Source organism: Tardiphaga sp. 172_B4_N1_3, from assembly GCF_052076035.1.
In the GTDB taxonomy this organism is placed as follows: Bacteria; Pseudomonadota; Alphaproteobacteria; order Rhizobiales; family Xanthobacteraceae; genus Tardiphaga; species Tardiphaga robiniae.
On record NZ_CP197238.1, the window covers coordinates 3746174 to 3769980 of the forward strand.

General features: G+C 62.9%; 20 protein-coding genes. 8 read left to right on the top strand and 12 right to left on the bottom strand.

The window, feature by feature from the left end; translation table 11 throughout:
- Positions 1-7 precede the first annotated feature (7 nt).
- Positions 8-1381 (bottom strand): NAD(P)/FAD-dependent oxidoreductase, encoded by a 1374-nt coding sequence (locus AB7783_RS17800; protein ID WP_441278351.1) that lies wholly within the window; start codon positions 1379-1381, stop codon positions 8-10.
- A gap of 14 nt (positions 1382-1395) precedes the next feature.
- Positions 1396-1794 carry a nuclear transport factor 2 family protein gene (locus tag AB7783_RS17805; RefSeq protein ID WP_441278352.1) on the bottom strand — a complete coding sequence of 133 codons (399 nt, stop codon included), beginning with the start codon at positions 1792-1794 and terminating at the stop codon, positions 1396-1398.
- 229 nt (positions 1795-2023) lie between these two features.
- Between AB7783_RS17805 and AB7783_RS17810 the strand changes: the two genes are divergently transcribed.
- Positions 2024-2806, top strand: a complete 783-nt coding sequence (locus AB7783_RS17810) for a sulfite exporter TauE/SafE family protein (protein WP_441278353.1) — start codon at positions 2024-2026, stop codon at positions 2804-2806.
- 6 nt (positions 2807-2812) lie between these two features.
- Here the strand turns inward: AB7783_RS17810 and pdxR are convergent, their stop codons facing one another.
- A complete protein-coding gene (gene pdxR / locus AB7783_RS17815) occupies positions 2813-4354 on the bottom strand; it encodes a MocR-like pyridoxine biosynthesis transcription factor PdxR (RefSeq protein WP_441278354.1) in 1542 nt (513 codons plus the stop codon).
- A gap of 165 nt (positions 4355-4519) precedes the next feature.
- On the opposite strand from pdxR, the gene AB7783_RS17820 reads away from it, so the two are divergent.
- From AB7783_RS17820 to AB7783_RS17845, 6 genes are read left to right on the top strand one after another with little or no spacing between them, the layout of a single operon-like run.
- Complete coding sequence (locus AB7783_RS17820) at positions 4520-6166, top strand: amidohydrolase (RefSeq protein ID WP_441278355.1); 1647 nt, start codon at positions 4520-4522, stop codon at positions 6164-6166.
- Positions 6167-6174: 8 nt separating this feature from the next.
- Positions 6175-8757 carry an ABC transporter substrate-binding protein gene (locus tag AB7783_RS17825; protein ID WP_441278356.1) on the top strand — a complete coding sequence of 861 codons (2583 nt, stop codon included), beginning with the start codon at positions 6175-6177 and terminating at the stop codon, positions 8755-8757.
- A 31-nt stretch (positions 8758-8788) separates the two neighbouring features.
- Positions 8789-9769, top strand: coding sequence for an ABC transporter permease (locus AB7783_RS17830; RefSeq protein ID WP_441278357.1), 981 nt, complete (start codon positions 8789-8791; stop codon positions 9767-9769).
- Positions 9766-10668: an ABC transporter permease gene (locus AB7783_RS17835; RefSeq protein WP_441278358.1), complete on the top strand. Its 903-nt coding sequence runs from the start codon at positions 9766-9768 to the stop codon at positions 10666-10668. Before AB7783_RS17830 ends, AB7783_RS17835 begins: the two co-directional genes overlap by 4 nt.
- A gap of 3 nt (positions 10669-10671) precedes the next feature.
- Positions 10672-11667, top strand: a complete 996-nt coding sequence (locus AB7783_RS17840) for an ABC transporter ATP-binding protein (protein ID WP_441278359.1) — start codon at positions 10672-10674, stop codon at positions 11665-11667.
- Positions 11664-12695: an ABC transporter ATP-binding protein gene (locus AB7783_RS17845; RefSeq protein ID WP_441278360.1), complete on the top strand. Its 1032-nt coding sequence runs from the start codon at positions 11664-11666 to the stop codon at positions 12693-12695. Before AB7783_RS17840 ends, AB7783_RS17845 begins: the two co-directional genes overlap by 4 nt.
- Positions 12696-12801: 106 nt before the next feature.
- Here AB7783_RS17845 and AB7783_RS17850 read toward each other — a convergent pair whose 3' ends face one another.
- The 7 genes from AB7783_RS17850 to AB7783_RS17880 form a co-directional block, all read right to left on the bottom strand.
- A complete protein-coding gene (locus AB7783_RS17850) occupies positions 12802-13503 on the bottom strand; it encodes an ABC transporter ATP-binding protein (protein ID WP_441253327.1) in 702 nt (233 codons plus the stop codon).
- Positions 13496-14230 carry an ABC transporter ATP-binding protein gene (locus AB7783_RS17855; protein WP_441278361.1) on the bottom strand — a complete coding sequence of 245 codons (735 nt, stop codon included), beginning with the start codon at positions 14228-14230 and terminating at the stop codon, positions 13496-13498. Before AB7783_RS17855 ends, AB7783_RS17850 begins: the two co-directional genes overlap by 8 nt.
- Positions 14231-14232: 2 nt before the next feature.
- The gene (locus tag AB7783_RS17860; protein WP_439064937.1) at positions 14233-15264 is read right to left on the bottom strand and encodes a branched-chain amino acid ABC transporter permease; all 1032 of its coding nucleotides are present in this window, start codon (positions 15262-15264) and stop codon (positions 14233-14235) included.
- A gap of 71 nt (positions 15265-15335) precedes the next feature.
- Positions 15336-16556 carry a substrate-binding protein gene (locus tag AB7783_RS17865; protein WP_320445368.1) on the bottom strand — a complete coding sequence of 407 codons (1221 nt, stop codon included), beginning with the start codon at positions 16554-16556 and terminating at the stop codon, positions 15336-15338.
- Positions 16557-16560: 4 nt separating this feature from the next.
- Positions 16561-17418, bottom strand: a complete 858-nt coding sequence (locus AB7783_RS17870; RefSeq protein ID WP_441278362.1) for a branched-chain amino acid ABC transporter permease — start codon at positions 17416-17418, stop codon at positions 16561-16563.
- A gap of 35 nt (positions 17419-17453) precedes the next feature.
- Complete coding sequence (locus tag AB7783_RS17875) at positions 17454-18968, bottom strand: amidase (RefSeq protein WP_441278363.1); 1515 nt, start codon at positions 18966-18968, stop codon at positions 17454-17456.
- Between the two features lie 167 nt (positions 18969-19135).
- Positions 19136-20317, bottom strand: a complete 1182-nt coding sequence (locus AB7783_RS17880) for a substrate-binding domain-containing protein (RefSeq protein WP_441278364.1) — start codon at positions 20315-20317, stop codon at positions 19136-19138.
- 173 nt (positions 20318-20490) lie between these two features.
- Here AB7783_RS17880 and AB7783_RS17885 point away from each other — a divergent pair, with 173 nt between their 5' ends.
- Complete coding sequence (locus AB7783_RS17885; RefSeq protein ID WP_068735340.1) at positions 20491-20928, top strand: MarR family winged helix-turn-helix transcriptional regulator; 438 nt, start codon at positions 20491-20493, stop codon at positions 20926-20928.
- Between the two features lie 25 nt (positions 20929-20953).
- On the opposite strand, the gene AB7783_RS17890 is transcribed toward AB7783_RS17885, so the two are convergent.
- Both AB7783_RS17890 and AB7783_RS17895 read right to left on the bottom strand, forming a co-directional pair.
- Positions 20954-21340 (bottom strand): RidA family protein, encoded by a 387-nt coding sequence (locus AB7783_RS17890; RefSeq protein WP_320445372.1) that lies wholly within the window; start codon positions 21338-21340, stop codon positions 20954-20956.
- An 18-nt stretch (positions 21341-21358) separates the two neighbouring features.
- Positions 21359-23719, bottom strand: a complete 2361-nt coding sequence (locus AB7783_RS17895; RefSeq protein ID WP_441278365.1) for an acetamidase/formamidase family protein — start codon at positions 23717-23719, stop codon at positions 21359-21361.
- Between the last annotated feature and the right edge of the window lie 88 nt (positions 23720-23807).

Consider the following 23807-nt stretch of genomic DNA (forward strand, 5'->3'; position numbering starts at 1 on the left):
AAAATATCTACGCTGCTTCGTCGCGCGATTGATAAAGCCGGTACAGCATGCGCTGCCCGATACGGCGGAACGGCGAGAACGGATGCGTCGGCAGCGGCGACGTGAAGATCGGTAGGTCCTGCCCCTTGAAGTTCTTGCCCGCGATCATCTCCGCCATGCGGCGACCGGCCTGCGCCGAATAGGACACGCCGTTGCCGCCATAACCGAGCGCATAGAACAAGGTCTGCAACGGATCGGGCCGGAAGATGCGCGGCATCATGTCGTGGCTGACATCGACCCAGCCCCACCAGGAATAATCGATCTCAATCCCCTTCAGTGCCGGGAATTTTCGATGCAGCCCGTCGATCAGGAGCTGCAGATGCCGCGGATTCGCAGCATCCGCACCGGTGATGGCGCTGCGGCTGCCGATCTGCACGCGATTGTCCGGCAGCCGGCGATAATAAAAGCGCAGCGTGCGGGTGTCGGTGATGACCTGCGTGGTCTTGAAACCAGTCGCATCGAGTTCCGACTCTGTGAGCGGCCGCGTCACGATGGAATTCGACATGATCGGCATGCAGCGGCCACGCAGCAAGGGCGTCAGACCGAGTGACGTGTAAGCGCCGGTCGCGATACCGACTGCGCGTGCACGTACGGTGCCGCCGGGTGTGCGCAGATGGTGAATGCCGTTGCGCGTTGTGATCTCCTGCACCGGACTGCCGGGATGCACCTTGGCGCCGAGTTCGCGCGCCATGCGCAGATAGCCGAAAGCGAGTTTGGCGGGATGGACGCCAGTGCCCAGCGGCTCATGCACAGCGCCAACACATTCGGCCTCGTTCACATAGTCGCGTCGCACGTCCTCGGCGGACAGCACGCGCGTCTTGTAGCCGAACACCTCGTTCTGGACTTTCGACTCGGCTGCGATCTTCTCGAACATCCGCTGGCGATGCGCGAGATAGAGATGGCCGCCGCGCTGCGGCTCGCAATCGATATTGCCGGTCTTGATCAGATCCTCGAAGGTCTCGAACCCATCCTGGATTTCGGCATGCAGTCGGAGCGCCACATCGCGGCCCCAGCGCGCGATCCATTGCGAGCGCGACAGGCGGCCCGAGGCGTTCTGGCCCTGCCCGCCATTGCGCGTGCTGCAGCCCCAGGCGACACGATTGGCTTCCAGCACCATGGCCTTGATGCCGAATTCGCGCGCCAGGAAGATCGCGCAAGCGAGCCCGGTATAGCCCGAGCCGACGATCGCGACATCGGCATCGACATCGCCCGTGATCGAGCCATCATCCGCCGGTGGTGTGCCTGCCGTCGCGGCCCAGTAGGTCGGTGCATAGTCGCGATTGGTGCCGGGCCCGGAAGATACGAGTGGATCGTAATGCTGATCGTAAGGAGTAATCGACATCGGCACAGCCTCCATCACGACTTCGCCGGCAGCGGCGGGCGATCCTTGCGGAACGCACTCTTGCGCGAGAGCTTGTCGCCCTTGAAGGTGAACAGGTCGCAGCCTTCGGCTTCGATGCGGGCACCATTCGCCGCTGTGCCGCGGAAAATCCATTCTGACAGGCCGCGATCGCCGAATACGCTGTGCGACGTACAGGTCCAGCTCACGTCCGGCATACCGCCCCAGACCTTCTCGAACGCCGCCTTCACGTCGGCGGTGCCGATGATGCGGTTGCCATACATCTCCCACCCGACGGCGGTATCGAACACAATATCGGCGGTCATGCAGGCCATGACGCCGTCAACGTCGTGACGGTTGAACGCCTCGAATAGCGTAACGAGAAGCTGGTGGCGCTGGGTCTGCTGCTCGGACATTGCAAGACTCTCTCGATCATTTCAACAACGGCCGGCACGGTGGCCAGCCATGGCCGCGAAATTGCCAGCGGCCGTGCCGCGCGATTAGGGCCAGTTGCGGCGAAGCACCCGTCCAGAGCGGAACGGTTCGCACCGGCGATCTGGCCCAACGATTGACGCGGGCTGGCCCTCCCCGGGCTAACGGATGTCGCCATGGTGGCGGCATGACGGAGAGACGGACCGACGCGACATGCATGACCTGACGATCGCGATCGGCGATCTCGGTGCCGCGCTAACGCCAAAACTGGTTTTGCTGTCGATTGCTTCGATCTTCGTCGCCGCGGTGCTGCGCGGCTTTACCGGCTTTGGTTTTGCCCTTGCGGCCGTGCCACTGCTCGGCCTGTTCATGGCGCCGACCGAGGCCGTGCCGGTGGCGATCGGACTGCAGCTTGCCGGCAGCCTCCTCGATTTCCGCACAGCATCGCGGAGCTGCGACTGGCCGTCGCTGCGCTGGCTGATGATCGGCGCACTGATTGGATCGCCGCTGGGAACCCTGATCCTGACGGAAATTCCGGCGGCGATCTCGCGGCTGATTATCAGTTCGATCACGCTGCTGGCGGTGTTCGCGCTAGGCCGCGGCTTCGCGTTGCCCGTGATCCCGCCACGCCCGGTGACGTCGATCGCCGGTTTCTTCTCCGGCCTGTTCAACGGGCTCGCCGCGATGCCCGGACCGCCAGTGATCGCTTACTATATGTCGGTTCCGCTGCCACGCCTGGCAACGCGCGCGTCGCTGATGGTGTTCTTCCTGATGACCTCGATCACGGCAACGATCACTTTCGTCAGCGTGGGCTTGTTGAACGCTCACACCATCGGCCTGTCGTTGCTCGGCCTGCCGGTGATGTGGCTCGGCACCAGACTCGGCGAAATCGCATTCCGGCGCGGCAACGACGCGATGCATCGCCAAGTCTCGATCATCAGCCTCGGCGTGATCGCCCTCGTCAGCGCTATCAAGGGCGTGAGCGAGCTGACCTGAGCCGCTTCAGCTCATGCGCGCGATGATGCGACCGAGACGTTCAATGCCCAGCTCGATCCGGTCGTTGCGAATCGACGAGAAGCCAAGCCGGAAGCAATTGGCATGGGTACCTTTCGTCATCGAGAATATGTCGCCCGGCTCGATCACCACGCCTTCTGCCAACGCCGCCGTGGCAAGTTCGGTGGCATCGCAGCCGGCCGGACATGTCACCCAATAGCTGGTGCTGCCGACGCCGCGCACGAAATCGCAACCGGCGAGATGCTTGGGCAGCAACTGATCGAGAATGCGTGCGCGCTCCAGTAGCACGCGTGAGACGCGCTGCAGATGCGAGCGATAATGACCAAGGCCGATGAACAGCGCGGCCACGCGCTGGTTGTTCAGCGGCGGGTGCCGAAGCATCAGCCGCCTGAGTGCGCGGAGTTCGCGGATCACCGGCGCCGGTGCGGCCACATAACCGAGCCGCAGACCCGGTGCGAGCGCCTTGGACAGGCTGCCCACATAAAGCACGCGGTCGTTTCGATCGAGGCTCATCAGCGGCGGCAACGCCGGGCCCTCCTGGATCAGCTCGCTCTCGTAATCGTCCTCGATCAGCACGATGTCGCGCTCCTGCGCCTTGCGCAGCAATTCGAGACGCCGCGCCTCTGGCATCACCGAGGTGGTCGGGCATTGATGCCCTGCGGTGACATAGGCCAGATCGCAGCTCTCGAAGCTGGCATCGGGCACCATGCCGTCGCCATCCAACGTCAGCGGCACGATATTCTCGGTCAGCATGCCAAAAATGTTGCGGGCATCGGGATAGCCGGGATCTTCCATGCCGACCCGCGTGCCGGGCTTGGTGAAAAGCCGGGCGATCAGATAGAGCGCATGCTGGGCGCCCATGGTCATCATGATCTCGTCCGGCCGCGCGCGAATGCCGCGACGCGGCAAGACTTGCAGACGAAGCTGCTCGATCAGCGCCGGATCGTCCGCATCAATCAGGTCGCGCGCCCAGTTGTTGATCTCGGGGACGCTGAGCGCGGCGCGCGCGCTTTCGCGCCAGTCATTGGTGGGAAACAGGCTCGGATCGAACTGCCCGAAGATGAATGGATACGGATAGTCCTGCCAGTTGAGTGGCTTGACGATGTTGCGGTGGGCCGAAGGGCGCACCGCGAAGCGCTCCGCCCAGCGCCCGGCGCCGGCCTCGTCGGGCGCGGCGCGCAGATCGCGCTGGCTGTCTAGATGCTTTGGCAAACCTGCGACAAAGAAGCCGCTGCGTTCGCGCGACACCAGAAAGTTCTGATCGACGAGCTGCTCATAGGCAATCACGACGGTATTGCGCGACACTTCGAGCAGCGTCGCCAGTTCGCGGCTCGACGGCATGCGGACACCAAGCGCGAGACGCCCTTCCTCGATCGCTGTGCAGATCAACTGGCGGATCTGCAGCTGCAGGAACGGCCCTCGGCGGTCCAGGCCCTGGAACAGCGAGCCCCAGAACAGCGCATCGCCGATCCCCGACGATGCCGCGCGACTTTCCGCCGCCGCTTTCGTCGTTCTGCCGGGATTTGCCATTCACCACCTCAATCTGAACCAGAACCAACCTTCTCAAAGCAAGAGCCGCGCCAGCCAGCTATCCGGCCAGCGCAGATGGCTGGCCCCATTCGTGCATCCGATCTGGCGCTGGCTCGGAGCCATAACTGGCCTCACGCTCTCGTGACGGAAATTGAGGATGGTCAAGTGAGCCACGATACGGTTGTTTTCTCCGCCCGCAAGATCGTGACCATGAATCCGTCACGCCCCGTCGCCACCCATGTTGCGGTGCGCGAGGGCCGGATCGTCGCCGTCGGCAGTCTTGACGAGATTGGCCCCCTCGGCGCCAGCAACGTCGACGACCGTTTCAGGGACAAGGTGCTGCTGCCCGGCTTCGTCGAGGGCCACAGCCACATCATGGAAGGCATGATGTGGTCGCTGCCCTATGTCGGCGCGTTCGATCGCCGCTCGCCGGAAGGCAAGGTCGTGGGCGGCGTGCCAACCATCGACGCCATTGTCGAACGGCTGCAGGAGGCCGAGCGCGCGATGACCGATCCCGAGGCGCCGGTGTTCGCCTGGGGTTTTGATCCCCTGCATATCGGCAGCATCTCGCTGACCCGGCAGGATCTCGACCGCGTCTCGACCACGCGACCGATCATGGTCGTGCATGCATCGTTCCACATCAGCAACGTCAACACCATCGTACTGCAACGCGCCGAGCTCGATCGCACCACCAACATTTCCGGCGTGGTGTTGGGCAAGGACGGCGAGCCATCCGGCGAGGTCCAGGGCATCGCTGCACGTTTCCGTGTGTTCCGCGTGCTCGGCACCAATCCGCTGTCGGGCAACCTCACCGCCGATGACGTCAACCGTTACGCCTCGTCCTGCTGCGTGCAGGGCGTGACCACTGTCACCGACCTTCATAACGATCTTGCGGACCAGACCATCGAGGTCTATCGCGCCGCCAGCCGCCGCGATGATTTCTCGGTACGTCTCGTCCCTGCCATGGCCTCTATCTCGCACAACCCGGAAGCGGGAGTCGCCAAGATCAAGGCGCTGCAGACCACGAACAGCGACAAGCTGCACTACGGCATCGTCAAGCTCGTCGTCGACGGCTCGATCCAGGGCTTTACCGCGCGGCTGCGCTGGCCCGGCTATCACAACGGCGCGCCCAACGGCCTGTGGTACATCGCGCCGGACGAATTGCCCGGCATCGTCGCCGCCTATCATGGGGCCGGCATCCAGTTGCACATCCACACCAATGGCGACGAGGCCACCGAAGTGGCGCTCGATGCGGTGGAAGCGGCACAGATCGCGACGCCGATGCCCGATCATCGCCATACGCTGCAGCATTGCCAGATGGCTGATGCCGCGCAATTCAAGCGCATGAAGACGCTCGGCATGTGCGTCAACCTGTTCGCCAACCACGTCTATTACTGGGGCGACTCGCATTACGACCTCACCATGGGGCCGGAACGCGCCAAACGCCTCGACGCCACCGGTACAGCGCTGCGTGTCGGCGTGCCCTTCGCGATCCATTCCGATGCGCCGGTGACGCCGCTGAGCCCGCTTTTCACGGCGTGGTGCGCCGTCAACCGCGTGACGTCCTCCGGCCGCGTGCTCGGCAAGGAAACCGAGGCGTTGACCGTGCAGCAGGCACTCAATGCGATCACCATCGATGCTGCCTATACGCTGAAGCTGGATCATCTCGTCGGCAGCATCGAGACCGGCAAATATGCCGACTTCGTCGTGCTCGATGCTGATCCGCTCGAGGTCGCGCCGGAGACGATCAAGGACATCACGATCTGGGGCACCGTCGTGGGCGGCCATGTGCGCGAGGCGCCGCGCGCATGATGGCGTCGTTGTCTGGCAAAACACCCGTGACGGTGATCGGCGGCTTTCTCGGCTCCGGCAAGACGACCTATCTGAACCATCTGCTGCGCGCCGCCAGTGGCCGCTATGCCGTGCTGGTCAACGATTTCGGCGCCGTGAACATCGACGCGTCGCTGATCGCGCGGCATGACGGCGAGACCATGACGCTGGCCAATGGCTGCGTCTGCTGCAGCATGAGCACCGGCTTCATCGACACGCTCGGCCGCATCCTCGACGACAAGACCCCGTTCGATCACATCATCATCGAAGCCTCCGGCGTCGGCGATCCCTGGCGCATCGCCGAGATCGCGCTAGTAGAGCCGATTCTGCGGCTGAACGCGGTGGTCGTGCTCGCCGATGCAGCGCGGATCGCAAACCTGCTTGATGACGCGCGCGTCGGCGACACCGTGCGCGGCCAGTTCGATCGCGCCCATGTGGTGCTGCTCACCAAAGTCGATCTGCTTGACCGCGCCGCCGTCGATGCTGCGCGCGCCACGCTCTCCGCCTTGCGCCCCGGCATAGCGATCGTCGAAACCACCGAACACACACTGCCCGGCCTGCCGGACGGCGCCTTCAAGCCGGCTTCGCGCTTTGCTGCTATCGATGCCGATCGCATCGATCACGAGCACAACTTCCGCCGCTGGTCCTATCGCCGTAACGGCGCCTTCGATCGCGACGCGCTCGCAGATGCGCTGAAGGCGCTACCGCCGCAGTTGCTGCGTCTCAAGGGGCCATGTCGGATCGCCGGTGATGCCGCACCGTCGCTGTTGCAGATGGTCGGACAGGATTTTGCCCTGACCTCCCTGCCCGCTGGCATAGCTGCATCCGACGACATCCTGCTGGTCGGCGTCGGTACTGACGCCTTGCCCGATGCTTCCGCGCTCGACGCCATCCTCGACGCTGCACTTCACCCGGATCCACCCTCTGAGAGAAGGACAACTTCCATGTCTTCGATTCGGTCGCACCGACCCCGTTCGCTGAAAGCCTCTCTTCTATCCGCCGCACTTGGCCTTGCGCTGGTGGCCACCGCCATCGCACCAGGCATCAAGCCTGCACACGCCGCCGATGGCGGCACGCTGGTGATCGCCTCCACCCAGGTGCCGCGCCATTTCAACGGTGCCGTGCAATCCGGCCTCGCCACCGCGATGCCCTCAACGCAGATTTTTGCCAGCCCGCTGCGCTATGACGACAACTGGAATCCGCAGCCTTATCTCGCCAAATCCTGGGAGATCGCGCCGGACGGCCTGTCGGTGACGCTGAAGCTGGTCGACAACGCCCTCTTCCACGATGGCAAGCCGGTCACGTCGGAAGACGTCGCCTTTTCAATCATGACCATCAAGGCGAACCATCCATTCCAGAGCATGCTGGCGGCTGTCGACAAGGTGGATACGCCCGATCCGATCACCGCGATCATCCGCCTCAAGCATCCGCACCCGGCGTTGCTGCTGGCGATGTCACCAGCGCTGATGCCAATTCTGCCGAAGCACGTTTATGGCGACGGCCAGGACATCAAGGCGCATCCTGCTAATCTGAAACCGGTTGGCTCTGGCCCCTATCGTCTCACCGAATACAAGCAGGGCGAATATTACACGCTGGAGAAGTTCGACAAGTTCTTCATCACCGGCAAGCCCAAGCTCGACAAGATCGTCGTCAAGCTGGTCTCGGATTCCAATGCCGCGGTGGTCTCGCTTGAGCGCGGCGACGTCAATGTGCTGCCGTTCGTCTCAAACACCCGCGACATCGAGCGCATCGAGAAGATGCCTAACGTCACCATCACCGACAAGGGCTTTGCCGGCGTCGGCCCGATCAACTGGCTCGCCTTCAACACCAAGAAGAAGCCGCTCGATGACGTGCGCGTGCGCCAAGCCATCGCCTTTGCCGCCAACCGCGAATTCATTACCGGCAAGCTGATGGGCGGCAAGGCGAAGACCGCCACCAGCCCGATCGCCCCGGGATCGCTGCTGCTGGAGCCTGGCGTCGAGATGTACAAGCTCGATCTCGCCAAGTCGGCGAAGCTGCTTGACGACGCCGGCTATCCGAAGGCTGCCGACGGCACGCGCATGAGCCTTACCATCGACTACATCCCCGGTGACGAGGAACAGCAGCGCAATATCGCCGAATATCTGCGTTCGCAGCTCAAGCGCGTCGGCATCAATCTGGAAGTCCGTGCCGCCCCGGACTTCCCGACCTGGGCGCAGCGTGTCTCGAATTGGGATTTCGACCTGACGATGGACAACGTGTTCAACTGGGGTGATCCGGTGATCGGCGTCAACCGCACGTACCTTTCGAGCAACATCCGCAAGGGCATCATCTGGTCGAACACTCAGCAATACAGCAACCCGAAGGTCGACGAACTACTCGCCGCGGGCGCGCAGGAGACGTCGCCCGAGAAGCGTAAGGCATTGTATTCGGAATTCCAGAAGATCGTCGTTAACGACGTGCCGATCTATTTCATCAACGGAGCGCCCTATCGCAACGCCTTCAGCAAGGGCCTCGACGGTCTGCCGACGTCGATCTGGGGCATGATGTCGCCGCTCGATGAGCTTTATTGGGAAGTGCCGCCGAAGACCTGATGGTCATCGACGCGTCTGGCGGACCAGCACCATGAACCTCGCTCTTCACGTCCTGCGTCAGGTGGCCAATGCAGTTGGCCTCCTTATCGCCGTGCTGGTCCTCAATTTCTGCCTGATCCATGCTGCGCCCGGCGATCCCGCTCTAGTGATCGCCGGCGAGATGGGCGGTGCGTCGGCCGACGTCATCGCTGCGCTGCGGGTCAAATACGGCCTCGACAAGAGCCTGCTCGAACAGCTCTTCACTTATCTCGGCAGCGTCGCCACGGGCGACTTCGGCTATTCCTATTATTTCAATGCTCCCGTGACTGGCCTGATCGCTCAGCGCATTCCGGCAACGCTCTATCTGGTGTTGTCGGCGCTCACAATTTCGGTGGTGATCGGCACGTTGCTCGGCGTCGTCAGCGCCCGCAAGCCGAACGGGCTGTTCAGCCAGGGCGTCACCATCATCTCGCTTGCGGGCTATGCCGCCCCGGTGTTCTGGACCGGGCTGATGTTGCTGCTGCTGTTCGGATCGGTGTGGCCGATCCTGCCGGTGACGGGCATGACCGACGTCGCGCGGCCCAAGGTCGGCTTCGCGCATGTCGTGGATATATTGCAGCATCTCGTGCTGCCCGCGACCACGCTCGCACTCGTCTTCATCGCGCAATATAGCCGGCTCGCCCGTGTCAACATGATCGATGCGCTGACGGCTGACTATGTGCGCACCGCCCGCGCCAAGGGCCTGCCGGAATTTATCGTGATCGGCAAACATGCGCTGCGCAACACGCTGATCCCGATCGTCACTGTCGCCGGACTGCAATTCGGCCATCTGTTCGCGGGTGCCGTGCTGGTCGAGACGGTGTTCAGCTGGCCCGGCATGGGACGGCTGGTGTTCGAATCCATTCTGCGCCGAGATTATCCGACCCTGCTCGCCGTGCTGTTCTTCTCGGCAGTCTTGGTCATGGCCGCCAATATCGTCACCGATCTGGTCTATCGCCTGGTCGATCCGCGCATCCGTTCGGGGGCCCGATGACCACGATCGAATCCACCGCCATCAAGCCCGACAGAACCGCACTGCCCGTGAGCGCCGCAGCATCGCCCACGATAGCCGCGCTGCGCCAGTTTGCACGCAGCCCGGCGGGCGTCGTCGGCGCGGTCGTATTGCTGTTTCTGATGCTTGCCACCGTGTTCGGGCCGTCGATCTACGGCGTCGATCCGCTCGACATTGCCGGCGCGCCCTTCACGCCACCGGATGCAGAGACCTGGCTCGGCACCGACTATCTCGGCCGCGATATCCTGGCGGGGCTGCTGCAAGGCGGGCGTGCCACGCTGACTGTCGGGGGCGTGGCAGCGATCATCACCATCGTGATCGGCGTCACCATCGGTTCGCTGGCGGGCTTCTTCGGCGGTCCCATCGACACGACACTGACCAAGATCACCGAGTTCTTCCAGATCCTGCCGCCGCTGCTGTTCGCCATGGTGCTGGTCACTCTGTTCGGGCAGACGCTGACGACCGTGACCATCGCCATCGGCGTCGTCAGCTGGCCTTCGGCTGCGCGGCTGACCCGCGCCGAATTTCTGCGGTTGCGCAATCTCGATTTCGTCAAGGCATCGCGCGCCGCCGGTGCCGGCAACGGACATCTCATCCTGCGTGTCGTACTGCCCAATGCGCTGCCGCCGATCATCGTCTCGGCGACGCTCGCGATCGGCGTGGCCATCTTGTTCGAGGGCGGATTGAGCTTCCTCGGCCTCGGCGATCCCAACACCATGAGCTGGGGCCTGATGCTCGGGCAAAACCGCAATTACGTGCTCAACGCCTGGTGGACCGTGGCGTTTCCCGGCGCCGCGATCTTCATTGCGGTGCTCGCCATCAGCCTGATCGGCGACGGCGTCAATGACGCCATCAATCCGCGCCTGCGGAAGCGAGGCTGAGCGATGCCCCCCGTTCTCTCCGTCAAGGATCTCGGCGTCTCGATGAATGGCACCAGGGGCGTGGTGCCGGTGCTCGAGCATCTGTCCTTCGACGTCGCGCAAGGCAAGACCATGGCGTTGGTCGGCGAGTCCGGCTGCGGCAAAAGCATGACTGCGCTGGCGATCATGCAGCTATTGCCCGAAGACTTTCGCGTCACCTCGGGCAGCATCCTTCTGGACGGCGTCGAGGTTCTATCGGCATCACCCAAGGAACTGCGCAGCCTCCGTGGCAACAAGATGTCGATGATTTTCCAGGAGCCGATGACGGCGCTCAATCCGCTTTACACGGTCGGCGACCAGATCGGCGAGGTGCTGCGCCAGCATCGCGGCCTCAGCCGCCGTGATGCCCATGCGCAGGCAATTCAGTTCCTCAAAGCGGTGCAGATCCCCGCGGCCGAAAACCGCGTTGATGCTTATCCGCATCAATTGTCGGGCGGCATGCGGCAACGCGTGATGATCGCCATGGCACTGGCCTGCAAGCCGAAGCTTCTGATCGCAGACGAGCCGACCACCGCGCTCGACGTCACGGTGCAGGCGCAGATCTTCGACCTGCTCAGCGAATTGCAGGACGACACCGACACCGCCATCGTGCTGATCACCCACGATCTCGGCGCCGTCGCCGAACTCGCTGACGACGTCGCCGTGCTCTATGCCGGCCGCTGCATCGAGCAAGGCGCCGCGCGCGAGATCATCTCCCATGCACGCCATCCCTATACGCGCGGCCTGATGGCCTGCGTGCCACATCTGCAGCTTGGTCGCGCCGACGATCACCTCGCTGCCGTGCTCGACGAAATCCCCGGCATGGTGCCACCGCTCGGCGCACGCGGGCCGGGCTGCGCTTTCCTGCCGCGCTGTGCCTTTGCCCGCGACATCTGCCGCGCTCAACCGCAGCCGCCGCTCGAGCGCATCGATGCCGGGGCCGCCGTCTCGTGCTGGCGTCATCAGGAGATCGCACCGTGAGCGATGGCTTGACTATCCCCGCCTCTGCAGACGTCCTGCTCGACGTCAACGATCTCGTGGTGCACTTCCCGGCCGGACGTCGCAGTATGTTCGGTCCGCCCTCGAAGGTGCATGCCGTCGACGGCGTGAGCTTCCGCGTGCGCCGCGGTACCACCTTCGGCATTGTCGGCGAAAGTGGCTCCGGAAAATCGACGACCGCGCAGGCGGTGATGCGACTAATCCCGATGACCTCCGGCCAGATCGTGTTCGGCGGCGAGAACATCGCGGACTACCGCGGCGAGAAGCTGCGGCTGGCGCGTAGCAAATTCCAGATCGTGTTCCAGGATCCGTTCTCGGCACTGGATCCGCGGCGCCGCGCCGGAGACCTGATCCGCGAACCGCTCGATCTGCTCGGCATCGGCTCGCCGCGCGAGCGCGAGGCGCGCGTGACGCAGTTGCTCGAAGAGGTCGGGCTGCCGCCGCAGGCCGCCGACCTGTTTCCGCATCAGTTCTCCGGCGGCCAGCGCCAGCGCCTGTGCATCGCGCGCGCGATGGCTCCCGAGCCCGACCTCATCGTCTGCGACGAAGCCGTCTCCGCGCTCGACGTCGCCATCCAGGCGCAGATCCTGAACCTTCTGAAGAAGCTGCAGCGCGAGCGCGGCCTGACCTATATCTTCATCTCGCACGATCTCGGCGTGATCCAGCATTTCTGCGACGAGATCGCCGTGATGTATCTCGGCCGTATCGTCGAACAGGCGCCAGCCCAGGTGTTCTTCTCGGCACCCTCGCATCCCTATAGCTGGTCGCTGATATCAGCCGCCGCGCCGCCCGGCCCGCTACGCGACCGGCTGAAGAAGGACTATCTCGTTGAGGGCGATCCGCCGAGCCCCGTCGATCCACCGCCCGGCTGCCGTTTCGTTCAGCGCTGTCCGTTCGTCGTCGCGCGCTGCCGCGACGAGTTGCCGATCCTGAATATCCAGGCCGACGAGCACTTCGTCGCGTGCCACCGGATCAACGAGATCGCCCCTCCGGATTTCGTATCCCTGTGAGACGTCGCAGCAGCAGTCGGACGTCCGCTTTGCGCCAAACGCGGACATTATTTACCCTGCAACGAAGGTTGCAAAAAGAAGTAGGTGCCAACGATCTCGCTTGGTTCTAAGGCGCCAAATACTGCACCAATCGTGGATCGTTGCGGATTTCCTGCGCCGAACCTGTCAGCGCAACCCGGCCGCGATCCAGCACGTAAGCGCGGCTCGCGACCCGAAGCGCGAGATCGAGATGCTGCTCGACGATGACGACGGCGATGTCCTTCGCCAGCAGGATCAGGCGCTCGGTAATTTCCTCGATGACACCGATCCAGACGCCCTCAGTCGGCTCATCCAGCAGCAAGATTTTCGGATCGGACAGCATGGCGCGCCCGATCGCCAGCATCTTGCGCTCGCCGCCGGACAATGTGCCGGCAAACTGATCGAGCCGCTGGCCGAGCTTCGGGAAGATCTCCAGCACGCGGTTGACTGCCCCGCTGTCGCGATTGGTCAGCGCGCCGACAGCGAGATTGTCCCGCACCGAGAGTTTCGCGAACACCGAATGTTCCTGCGGGACATAGCCGACGCCGCGGCGGATGCGCTGCTCGGTCGGCAGTTTGCCGACATCGCGGCCATCGAGGCTCACCGCACCGCCGAGCACCGGCAACTCACCGACAATAGCCTTCATCAGCGTGGTTTTTCCGGCGCCATTGCGGCCGAGAATGGCGACGCCGCCGCGCCACGGCACGCTGAGCGTAACGCCGAACAGCACCTGGCTGCGGCCGTAGCCGGCATCCAGCGACTGGATATCGAGGAATTTATCGTCAGGCACGGCGGAGATAGACCTCCTGGACCCTGGGGCACGACTGCACATGCTGCACCGAGCCGGTCTGCAGGATCTGGCCCTGATCCAGCACCGTGAGGCGGTCGCAGATATCGCGGATGAAATCGAGATCGTGCTCGACGATGACAAGCGAACAGCGCGCCTTGATCGGCTGCAGCAATTCGCCGGTGACGCGGCGTTCTTCCAGGCTCATGCCGCCGGTCGGCTCGTCGAGCAGCAACAGTTTCGGCTCCGGCGCCAGCGCCATGGCGATCTCGAGCCATTGCTGCTGGCCGTGCGACAGCGCGGAGGCCGGCTCGTGGGCGCGATCGACAAGGCGAAATTGTTCGAGCATCGCCATCACCTTGTCATGCAGCACGCCGCGGGTGCGCGATAGCGCGAGATTGAGCAGCGATGTCTGTGCCTGCAGCGCCAGCAGGATGTTGTCGTACAGCGTCAGCGCCGGCAGCACGCTGGTGATCTGGAATTTCAGGCTCATGCCGGCGCGGGCGCGCTCGGCTGGCGAGGCCTGCGTGATATCGCGACCGCCGAAAGTGACGGTGCCTTGCGTCGGTGTCTCGGCGCCGGCGATACATTTCATCAGCGTGCTCTTGCCGGAACCATTGGGTCCGATCAGGCCGTGGAATTCATTGGCAGCGATAGTGAGATCGGCACCGTTCAGCGCCGTGAGCTTGCCGAAGATCTTAACGAGGCCTTTTGCTTCGAGAAGCGCCATGACTATCGCTTCCCAGGACGGCCGAAGCTGCCGACGCGCTCGCGCTCTGACAACAACAGACTGACCAGCCCTGCGGGCCGGAACAGGATGACCAGCAGCAGCAATACGCCAAGAATGATCGGCCAGATGTCCTGATAGCTGTTCGACAGCCAGAAGCTGACGGCCTCAATGACAACCGTGCCGATCACGGCGCCGATCAGCGTGCCGGAACCGCCGAACAACACATAGAGCACCACCTGGGTGGAAATCACGACGCCCAGCATGTTGGGCCAGACGAAGCCTTCGTGAAACGCATAGAGACTGCCGGCGAGCCCGGCGATAGCCCCGCTCAGCGAGAAGATGATCGCCTTGAGGTGCTGAACCTTGTAGCCGAAGAAGGCGATGCGCTGTTCGTTTTCGCGCAGGCCAGCCAGCGCGAGGCCGAATTGCGAGCGCATCAGGAAACGACAGAGCAGATAGACCACGATCAGGAAGCCGATGGCCATGTAGTAATAGACAGGTCCCTCTGTGAGCTCATAGCTGCCGATTGTCATCGGCGGGATCGAGGGAATGCCGTTCTGGCCGCCGAGATAGTACCAGCCCCGCGCCAGACGATCGCAGGCATAGGAACCGGTCAGCGTGCCCAGCGCGACGAAGATGACGCTGGCGGGATGGCGACCAAGCAACAGAAAGCCGCCGAGCAGCAGCGCAAAGGCGAAGCCGATCAGAAGGCCGGCGGGCAGCACGAGCAGGATGGACGTAATGCCAAGATCGCGCGCCAGCAGCGCCACGCCATACCCGGCCGAGCCGAAAAACACAGCCTGGCCGAAACTCATGATTCCGGCATAGCCCCAGACCAGGTCGAATGACAGCGCGAACAGGCAGAGGATCAGCACGCGCGTGGCATAGACGGTGAGATAGTCCTGCAGCACTAGCGGCAGCAGCAGGCCAATGACCAGCACTGCGATCTCGATCATCGGCAGCACGCGCCATTGGCGCGATGCGCTGATGCCTCGCGTCAGAGATACGGTAGAGAGTGGCGTCGTCTCGGTCATCAGGTCGCCGGCACGAGAGAAAGAGAAGCGGGAGTGATATCGGCCACTCCCGCGAGGTTCGAACTATCGACTCAGCATTCCTTGGGATCGACGAGACCGGCGCTGCGCGCGACGACCTCATATTTGCCGCCCTTGGCCACCGCCGTATACATCTTCATCTTGCAGTGCCGCTGACCGGGGACCATCTCGGCCGGCCCGCCCGGGCCTTCGGCGATCTTGGCATGGTCGAGCGCCTTGGCAACTGCATCACGATCGACACTGCCGGCTTCCTTGACGGCCGCCTCCCACAGTTTCAGGCCGCGATAGGTGCCGGTCGCGGCACTGCCAGCCGCGAACAGGAAATTGCCCGGGAACTGTTTTTCGTAGGCCGCCTGGAGCTTGGCACTGAACGGATCTTCCGGCGTCAGCGCCTTGAAGTAATCGAGGCAGCTTGCGAGGCCCTCGATTTCGGCCGGCTGATTGATGCTGAGCGTGTTCTCGTCATAGTAGACGCAGGCGAGCCGTCCGCCATTCTTGAGGAAGCCTGCTTCGGAGAGCTGCTTGAAGAACGGTCCGACACCTGGCGGAATGACGGTGTTGAAGACGACATCGACCTTGTTCGAAATGATGCGGTTCACGGTCGACGAAAAATCGATCTGGTCGAGTGGGTAATACTCCTCGAACACGACCTCGCCGCCATTGGCCTCGATCACCTTGCGGGCATAGACGTTCAGCGTATGCGGCCAGACGTAATTGGCACTGGGCAGCGCAAACTTCTTGCCGCCATTCTTGATCAGCCAGGGAATGAATTCATCGCATTGCTGCGCCGGCGTCGGCCCGGTGCAGAACAGATAGGGCGTGCATTCCTTGCCCTCATAGAGCTGCGGGTAGATGTAGAGCGTCTTGCCGCGGGAGACGATGACGTCCTTGATGGCGTTGCGCATCGACGAGGTGATGCCGCCGATGACCAGATCGACCTTCTCGCGCTGGATCAGCTTACGGACATTGCCGACCGCGACGGATTCATTGGACGCAGTGTCCTCGATATACAGTTCCAGCGGCCGGCCAAGCAGACCGCCGGCATCGTTGATGTCCTTGATCACCATCCTGGCCACATTGGCGTCAGCATTGCCGGCATAGCCCATCGGCCCGGTGAGATCGGTGCCGACGCCGACCTTGATCGGTCCGGCCGCCGCATTGGCCCAGTCCGGCCGGATCACCCAACTGCCTACACCGGTGGCGATGGCCGTCCCGAACAGGGCCGCATTGCCGAGAAAGCGGCGGCGGCTGAGAGTGTTGGCATCATGAGACATTGGACTAAACCCCTTTTCCTGCAACGAGGCCCTGCGGCCGGAATTTGATGAAGATGATGGCGAGCACGAATACCGCGACATCGGCGATAACGGGCGAAATCACCCACGGCAGCGCTGCACTGAGCGTGCCGATCAGGCCTGCGCCAGCCACCGGTCCGGCAAAGGAGCCGATGCCGCCGACCATGACGGCGACGAAGCCCTGAATCAGAAAGCGGATGCCGAGATCGGCGAACAGCGTGAACACCGGCACGATCAGCGCACCGGCCAGACCTGCGAGCGCGGCGCCGAACGCGAAGGTTGCGCCATAGATTGCGTTGGTCGAAATGCCGGAGGCCCGCGCCAGCGTCGGATTCTCCAGCGAAGCGCGGATACGCAGGCCGAACGCGGTGCGCGCCAGAAGCAGATAGCTCCCTGCCATCACCAGCGCGGTGATCACGATGATCACCAGACGCCAGGTTGAGAAATGCATGCCGCCGATGGTCACCGAACCGCCGATGGGCTCCGGCACCGACAGATACAGTCCGCCGATCAGGCCGCGCACGACCTCGCGAATGATCAGTCCGAGCGCATAGGTGCCGAGCATTGCCACGATCGGCGCGGCATAGAAGCGCCGGACAATCAGCCGCTCCAGCACGAAGCCTAAAGCACCGACCACGAAGGGTGCAGCGATCATGCCCAGCCACACCGGCGCGCCGGCGGAATGGACGATATAGGTGACATAGGCCCCGAGCAGAACGAACTCGCCCTGCGCGAAATTGAAGATACCCATCATGCTGGCGATGATCCCCAACCCCAGCACGACCAGCACGACGATCGCCCCGAAACTGGCGATCTCGAAGACCGCCATGATCAGATTATCCATGCGTGATCACCGATCCTCGCTTCTGCATGGGTGCCTCACATCGTCTTCCAATCGGCGGACTGCTCGAAAGCGTGCGCGGCGCGATAGATGGTCATCTCGTCGAAATGCTTGCCGACCAGCATCAGCCCGACCGGCAGACCATCGACCATGCCGCAGGGGATCGACATCGCCGGATGATGCGAGATGTCGAAGGGCGAGGTGTTGGAGATCATCTCGAAGGCGCGGCCGACGACTTCTTCACGCGGCGCGCCGGGCGCCGGCAGCGGTGTCGCCTTCATCGGTGTGGTCGGCATCAGCAACAGATCATAGCTCGCCAGTGCCTTGTCATAGGCAGCTGTGACACGACGCGAGATGTTCAGTGCTTTGCCGTAAAAACGAGGGCCGAAATTGTTATTGATATAGGTGCCGAACAGCAGCAGCAGCTTGGTTGTTTCGGATAGCGAGTCCGCCTGCCCGCGCCAGCCGCGATGGGCGTCCATCAGCGAGGTCGAATAGAGATCCGACCGACTGAGGCCATAGCCATCGCCCACCATCATGGTCTGGGTCATGCCTTCGGTGCCGATCGGCGTCCAGACCGCCGCCGCGGTGAGATGCATCGGGATCGAGATCGTCTCCACTGTCGCGCCCAGATCGGCGAAGCGCTTGGCGGCTTCGCGAACGCTGCGGTTGACCGCGTCCTCGGCGCCGAGCTGCTCGAAACCTTCCTTGACGATGGCGATCTTCATGCCCTTGACACCGGCGCCAAGCGCCTTGGTGTATTCCGGCACTTCCGGCGACTTGATCCGCGGATCATAACCGTCATCGCCGGCCAGCACTTCCAGCAACAGCGCATTGTCGGCGACATTGGATGTCATCGGGCCGGCGTGATCGACGAAAATCTCGATCGGCATGATGCCTGTATAAGGCACCAGACCCCAGGTCGGCTTCATGCCATAGGTGCCCGAGAAGGACGACGGCATGCGGATGGAGCCACCCTGATCGCCACCGATTGCCATGTCGACTTCGCCAAGCGCCACGACAACGGCACTGCCGGACGACGACCCGCCGGCGGAATAGCCCATCTTGTGCGGGTTATGCACGTTGCCCGTCGAATTGGTGTGGCTGCCGCCGGACATGCAGAAGGATTCGCAATGCACCTTGCCAATGATCTCGGCGCCCGCGTCCAGCATGCGCGTGACGATAGTGGCGTCGAAATCCGGCACATAGCCTTCCAGCGTGGAGGAGCCGTTCATCATCGGCACGCCGGCCAGCATGATGTTGTCCTTCAGCGCGACGGTCTTGCCCTTGAGCTTGCCGCTGGGCGCACCCTTCACCACCGACTTGCGATACCAGGCGTTGCGCGTGTTCTCTTCCGGCGCGGGCCGATAGCCAGGTGTACGCGGATATTTCACTTCGGGTACTTCGTCGGGCATCGCCGCCACGACGTTGTAGGCATCGACGGATCCCTGCATCAGCGCGCGGAACGAGGTGACGTCCTCATCGGACAGCGCGAGGCCGCACTGATCGGCGACGGCGAGGAGTTGATCGGGAGTGGGAAGTGAAACGGCCACGATGATTTCTCCTAATATCCACGATGCAACCGGCGCGGCATTTCTTCGGGGATGCCCACACCGAAAAGGCGACGACGGTGTCGCCTTTCACGCATCATTAGAAAGAGAAATATTTTCCTTTTCAAGTATTATTTTTCGAGGTCGTCCTGATCGGGTCTGCGACTGACTTAGAATGTCCGGATGAGCCTGAAATCCAGACCGTCTGCTTCGGCAAGATAGATCGGCATTTTCGCCCGCCCGCCGCGCATGCTGACCTCACCGCGGGCGCCGTGATAGGCCACGCTGGACGCCGCGTTCAGCATCGGCCGGACGTCGAATGAGCCCACCTTGGTCGCCACGGATTCGAGAAACCGAAGCCCCTCGTAATTCGACTGCGCGACCGATCCCGGCACAGGCGCACAGCGTCCGAACGATGCTTCATATTGCGCACGGAATGCATCATTCGCCGCCGACGCACGGTCGACGAAATAGCCCGATGCACAATAGAGCCCCTCGGAACTATCTGCGCCCATGCCGAGCAGCAGCGTTTCATCCATGGCTCCCGCCAGTCGGAGGACCTTCGACGAGAGACCATGTTCGGCGAAGGCGCGGTTAAACACGATGCTGTCGGTGCCGATCAGCGAGATGACCACGACATCCGGCTTGGCCGCCCGGATACGGGCGATCTGGGCATCGTGATTCTGCTCGCCAAGCGCAACGAATTCCTCACCGACCACGCGCCCTCCGGCGCCGGCGATGTATGTCTTGGTGGCCTTGTGGGCCAGCCACGGCCAGACGTAATCGCTGCCGATCAGATACCAGCGCTTCGCCTTCTTTTCATTCGCCAGCCATTCGATGGCCGGGCGCGACTGATCGCGCGGCGTCTCGCCGATCGCCATCACGCCGGGCGTGCGTTCGCCGCCTTCATAGACAGGCGTGTAGATATAGGGCACGCGCCCGGCGATCACCTTGCGCAGCGCGACGCGGACCGCGCTGATATGCGAGCCCATGATGACATCGGCATCGCCAGCCGCGATCATGTCGGCTGCCGTGCGGACAACGCCATCGATATCGCCGCCGGCGTCATGAAACACCGGCTCGATCTCGCGCCCGAGAATGCCGCCGCGCCGATTGATCTCCGAAGCCGCGAGCATCATGCTATTGGTGCCCGCCAGGCCCCAGATCCCGGCCGGGCCGGACAGGCCGATAAAATTGACGACGCGCAGCTTTTCGCGATTGCGACGCCGCGGAAACAGATCGGGACGTGCAATCGCGTCACGGCCTCCCCCGCTGTCCTGAAAGCCCTTCAGCAACCATGGCGCCGGCATCGGCAGCGCGCCGGTCGTTGCAATCTGCAGTGACGAGAGCATGTCGCTCTCCTTTCGACGTTGTCAGCGGCGGTGCGGCGTCAATTGATCGGCCGTAAAATCGTGCGAAAGAAAATATCGTAGAGGAAAATATTGAATATTCAACGATTCCCGTGCATATGGATCAGGCAAAGTCGCTTAATATTCATCACCCCTTCCAGCAAAGTTTCCCAACCGTGGCCAGAACGCCGAGCACGCCCATCACCGAACACCTCGCTTATCTGCTGGCGCAGGCGAACCGGGAAATTAATCGCCAGCTCGATGCGCGCTTCAAGAAGGAAGGCGTGCCGGTCGAACAGTGGCGCATTCTGAAAGTACTGTCCGACGGCAAGGGCCACTCCATGGGCGACCTCGCCGATGCGGTTCTGCTGAATCATCCGACCCTGACCAAGATGGTCGATCGCATGGTGTCTGACGCGCTGGTCTACCGGGTGCAGGACCCCGACGACCGCCGCAAGGTGGTGATGTTCATCTCCGACCGCGGCAAGACACTGACCCAGCGGCTGAACTCTCTGGCGCTGAGCCAGGAAGCCCATATCGCCGAGAACTACGGCAACAAGGCAACGGCCGACCTGAAGCGCCTGCTCGAAAGCCTGATCGAAAAGGCGAACTAGGTTTTCCATCTCTTCGCACCGACCATTATCTGGGCCGTCGACAAACCAGGTCGATTTCGATCAGAGCGTCATAAGCGAGGCCCGTGACGCCGACACAGGTCCGCGCCGGCAGGCGATCCGGCGGAAAATAGCTGCGATAGGTCTCGTTCATCGCCACGTAGTCGCGCTTGAATTCGGTGAGATAGATCCGCGTCATGGTGATGTGCTCGAAGCCGAGATCGAGCCCCGCGAGCACCACGCGCAGATTTTCCATCACCGCTTCGGTCTGCGCCACGATGCCATCGGGCAGCACGCCCGGCATCGCCGGCGTGTCCGGCATCTGCCCGGTGACGAACACGAAGCCGTCGGTCTCCACAGCATGGCTGAACGGCGCGACCGGCTTCGGGCCGCCGGAGATCATGTGAAATTGCAACAGCGCGTCTCCTGGATCTTATGATTTTGACGTGTGGTCGAACACCCGCTTGCTCAGAATGGCATGGACGCCCCAATTGCCGTCGACCACCTGCGTCACGCCGAAGTCGACCGCGACCGACATCAACGCGATCGCCTCATCTTCGGTGAGACCTTTGATGTTCATCAGGAAGCGCCGCATCTTGCGAAAGGCGTCCTTCATCGCGAGATCGAGCGACGACGTCGCATAGACCTCGCTCTGCCCCTTGGCGCCGAATTCGGCGAGATAGTTCGGATGGCTGAAGCCCATCAGCACCCAGTCACTCTCGGTCTCGATCAGCGGATAAGTGAGATCGGCGAACGCCTGGCCGGCGAGATTGCCCTTCTTGTGCAGGACTACCTGGAACGTTCCGGTCATCGAACATTCGATCGCCGTGCCGCCGAGTTCGCCGTCGCCCTGCGCGGCATGGGGATCGCCGACCGACAGCAATGCGCCAGGCACAGAGACCGGTAGATAGACCGTCGATCCCTTGCCGAGCCGCCAATTGTCGAGATTACCGCCAAAATAGGCTGGCGGCACTGAATCGACGAGATCGGCCTCGCGCGGCGCCACGGCAATGACACCGAAATGCGGACGCAGTGGAATGCGAATGCCGTCGAGCACGTCATGCCGACGCCGCACAGAGGCCGGCGTAATCGGAATGCCCGGATAATCGTAGGTGTTGTGCACGGTGCCGAATGGATCGGTCTGCGGCTCCCAGCGATATGAATAGAGCGCGCGCGCATATGGCACGTCGTCGTGATCGAGAATTTCGTAGATCGTCACCGCCTCACGCGCATTCTGCTCGGCGAGAAATTCCTTGTAGTGATAGCCCCACCACGCCGCGACGCTGCTGCCGAAAATCTGACCGTCGAAATCCGGATTTCGACTGGCGCGTGGCACGATGTCGAGGATGCGGATTTCAAGAACGTCGCCGGGCTGCGCGTCCCTGATCGCCACCGGCCCGGTGCAGATGTGGACGCCAAAGCCCTCGCCGGCACCGCGACCATAGATCGAGGCGTCCATCGGACCGGCCCCACGGCGATCGACATTCTTCTGATCGCGCGTCCAGCAGAACACGCTCTCAGCGCCGATATCGCCCTTGATCATCCGCTCGGGATCGTCGGACGCGTGCTGCGTCAGTGTTTCGATGGTGATCGTGTCACCGGAATTGATCTCGATCTGCGGCGGCAACGAGCGGCTGAAATAGCCCCAATGCACGCGAGATGCATCGGCGGCGAGATGATGGTGCCGGAGATTCTTCGAAGCATCCGCGATGCCGTGCGTGATCGTCGCGGCCGGCTCCGGCTGCGCAATCTTCCCCGCGATCGACGGCGCGTGCTGGCTGCGCAACTGCGCCAGCGCGTCCTGCGGCCAGCCGCGTTGTCCCGCCGCCGTCGCCGATGCCGTCAGGCGCTCGGCTTCATTCTGGCGGAATTCGCGCGGCGACAGGCCGAAGCGGTGACGGAACGTGCGGCTGAAATGCGCGGAGTCATTGAAGCCGGCACGAAAGGCAATCTCGGAAATCGAGTGATGCGCCTCGGACGGATTCGACAAATCGGCCCAGGTGCGCTGCAGCCGGCGCTCGCGGAGATAATGTGTAAAACTGCTGCCGGTGCCTTCGAACAGTTTCTGCAGATAACGTTCGGAGATGCCCTCGGCCTGCGCCACCTTGGCCGGCGTCAGATCCGCATCGTCGAGGCGTCGCTCGATGGTCTGGCACAGCCGATGCAAGGTCGCAGCCTTGGTCGCCGTGCCGCTGTTGAGATCGGCCGTCGGCTCGGCCAGTTGACGTGTAAAGGTCGGCAACAGATCGGCAAGACTTTGTGCGATTGCCAACCATTCGGCATCGGACAATGTTTCGAGGTTGCGGGCCGCCTGTTCCATCATACGCGCGAACACATCGCCGAAGCCGCCGGGGCCTACGATCTGGACATCGGCGATGGCGGGTGCACTGGCGCGGCGGCTGTGCAGCGGGTCGGATGTCACCGAGAGCACCACCGCGCGCATGTCGCGCTGGAATGCGACGCTCCAGTCCCCTTTGCGGGGCAGCAACAGCAGATGCCCGACGGCGACGATCTGATGTCCGGCGGTGGTCTTCAGTGCAACACCGTCCTCGAGCGGCAGCAATGCGAGGGGATGATCGCTGGCCAGATCCGACAATGGCGAGATCGCCTGTGCGCCGGCAGACAATTTGGCCAGTGCAATACCTTCGAAGGTGCGACGAACTGCGGTGGCGTGACCGTGATGCGTGGTCGTCGCAGCCGTCGGCTGCAGGCCAATCGAACTCAGGACGTCGCGCCATGCTTCGGGGCGGTCGTCTTCAGAGTAGGATTCACTGGTGAACGGACGGAGGCTCATGCATCGACCTTCATAGCCGAAGCGAAGCAACCTCCGTGCCATCCCGAAGGACGCAGCGCCTTGCCCTGCAACTTCCCCGATCACCGCG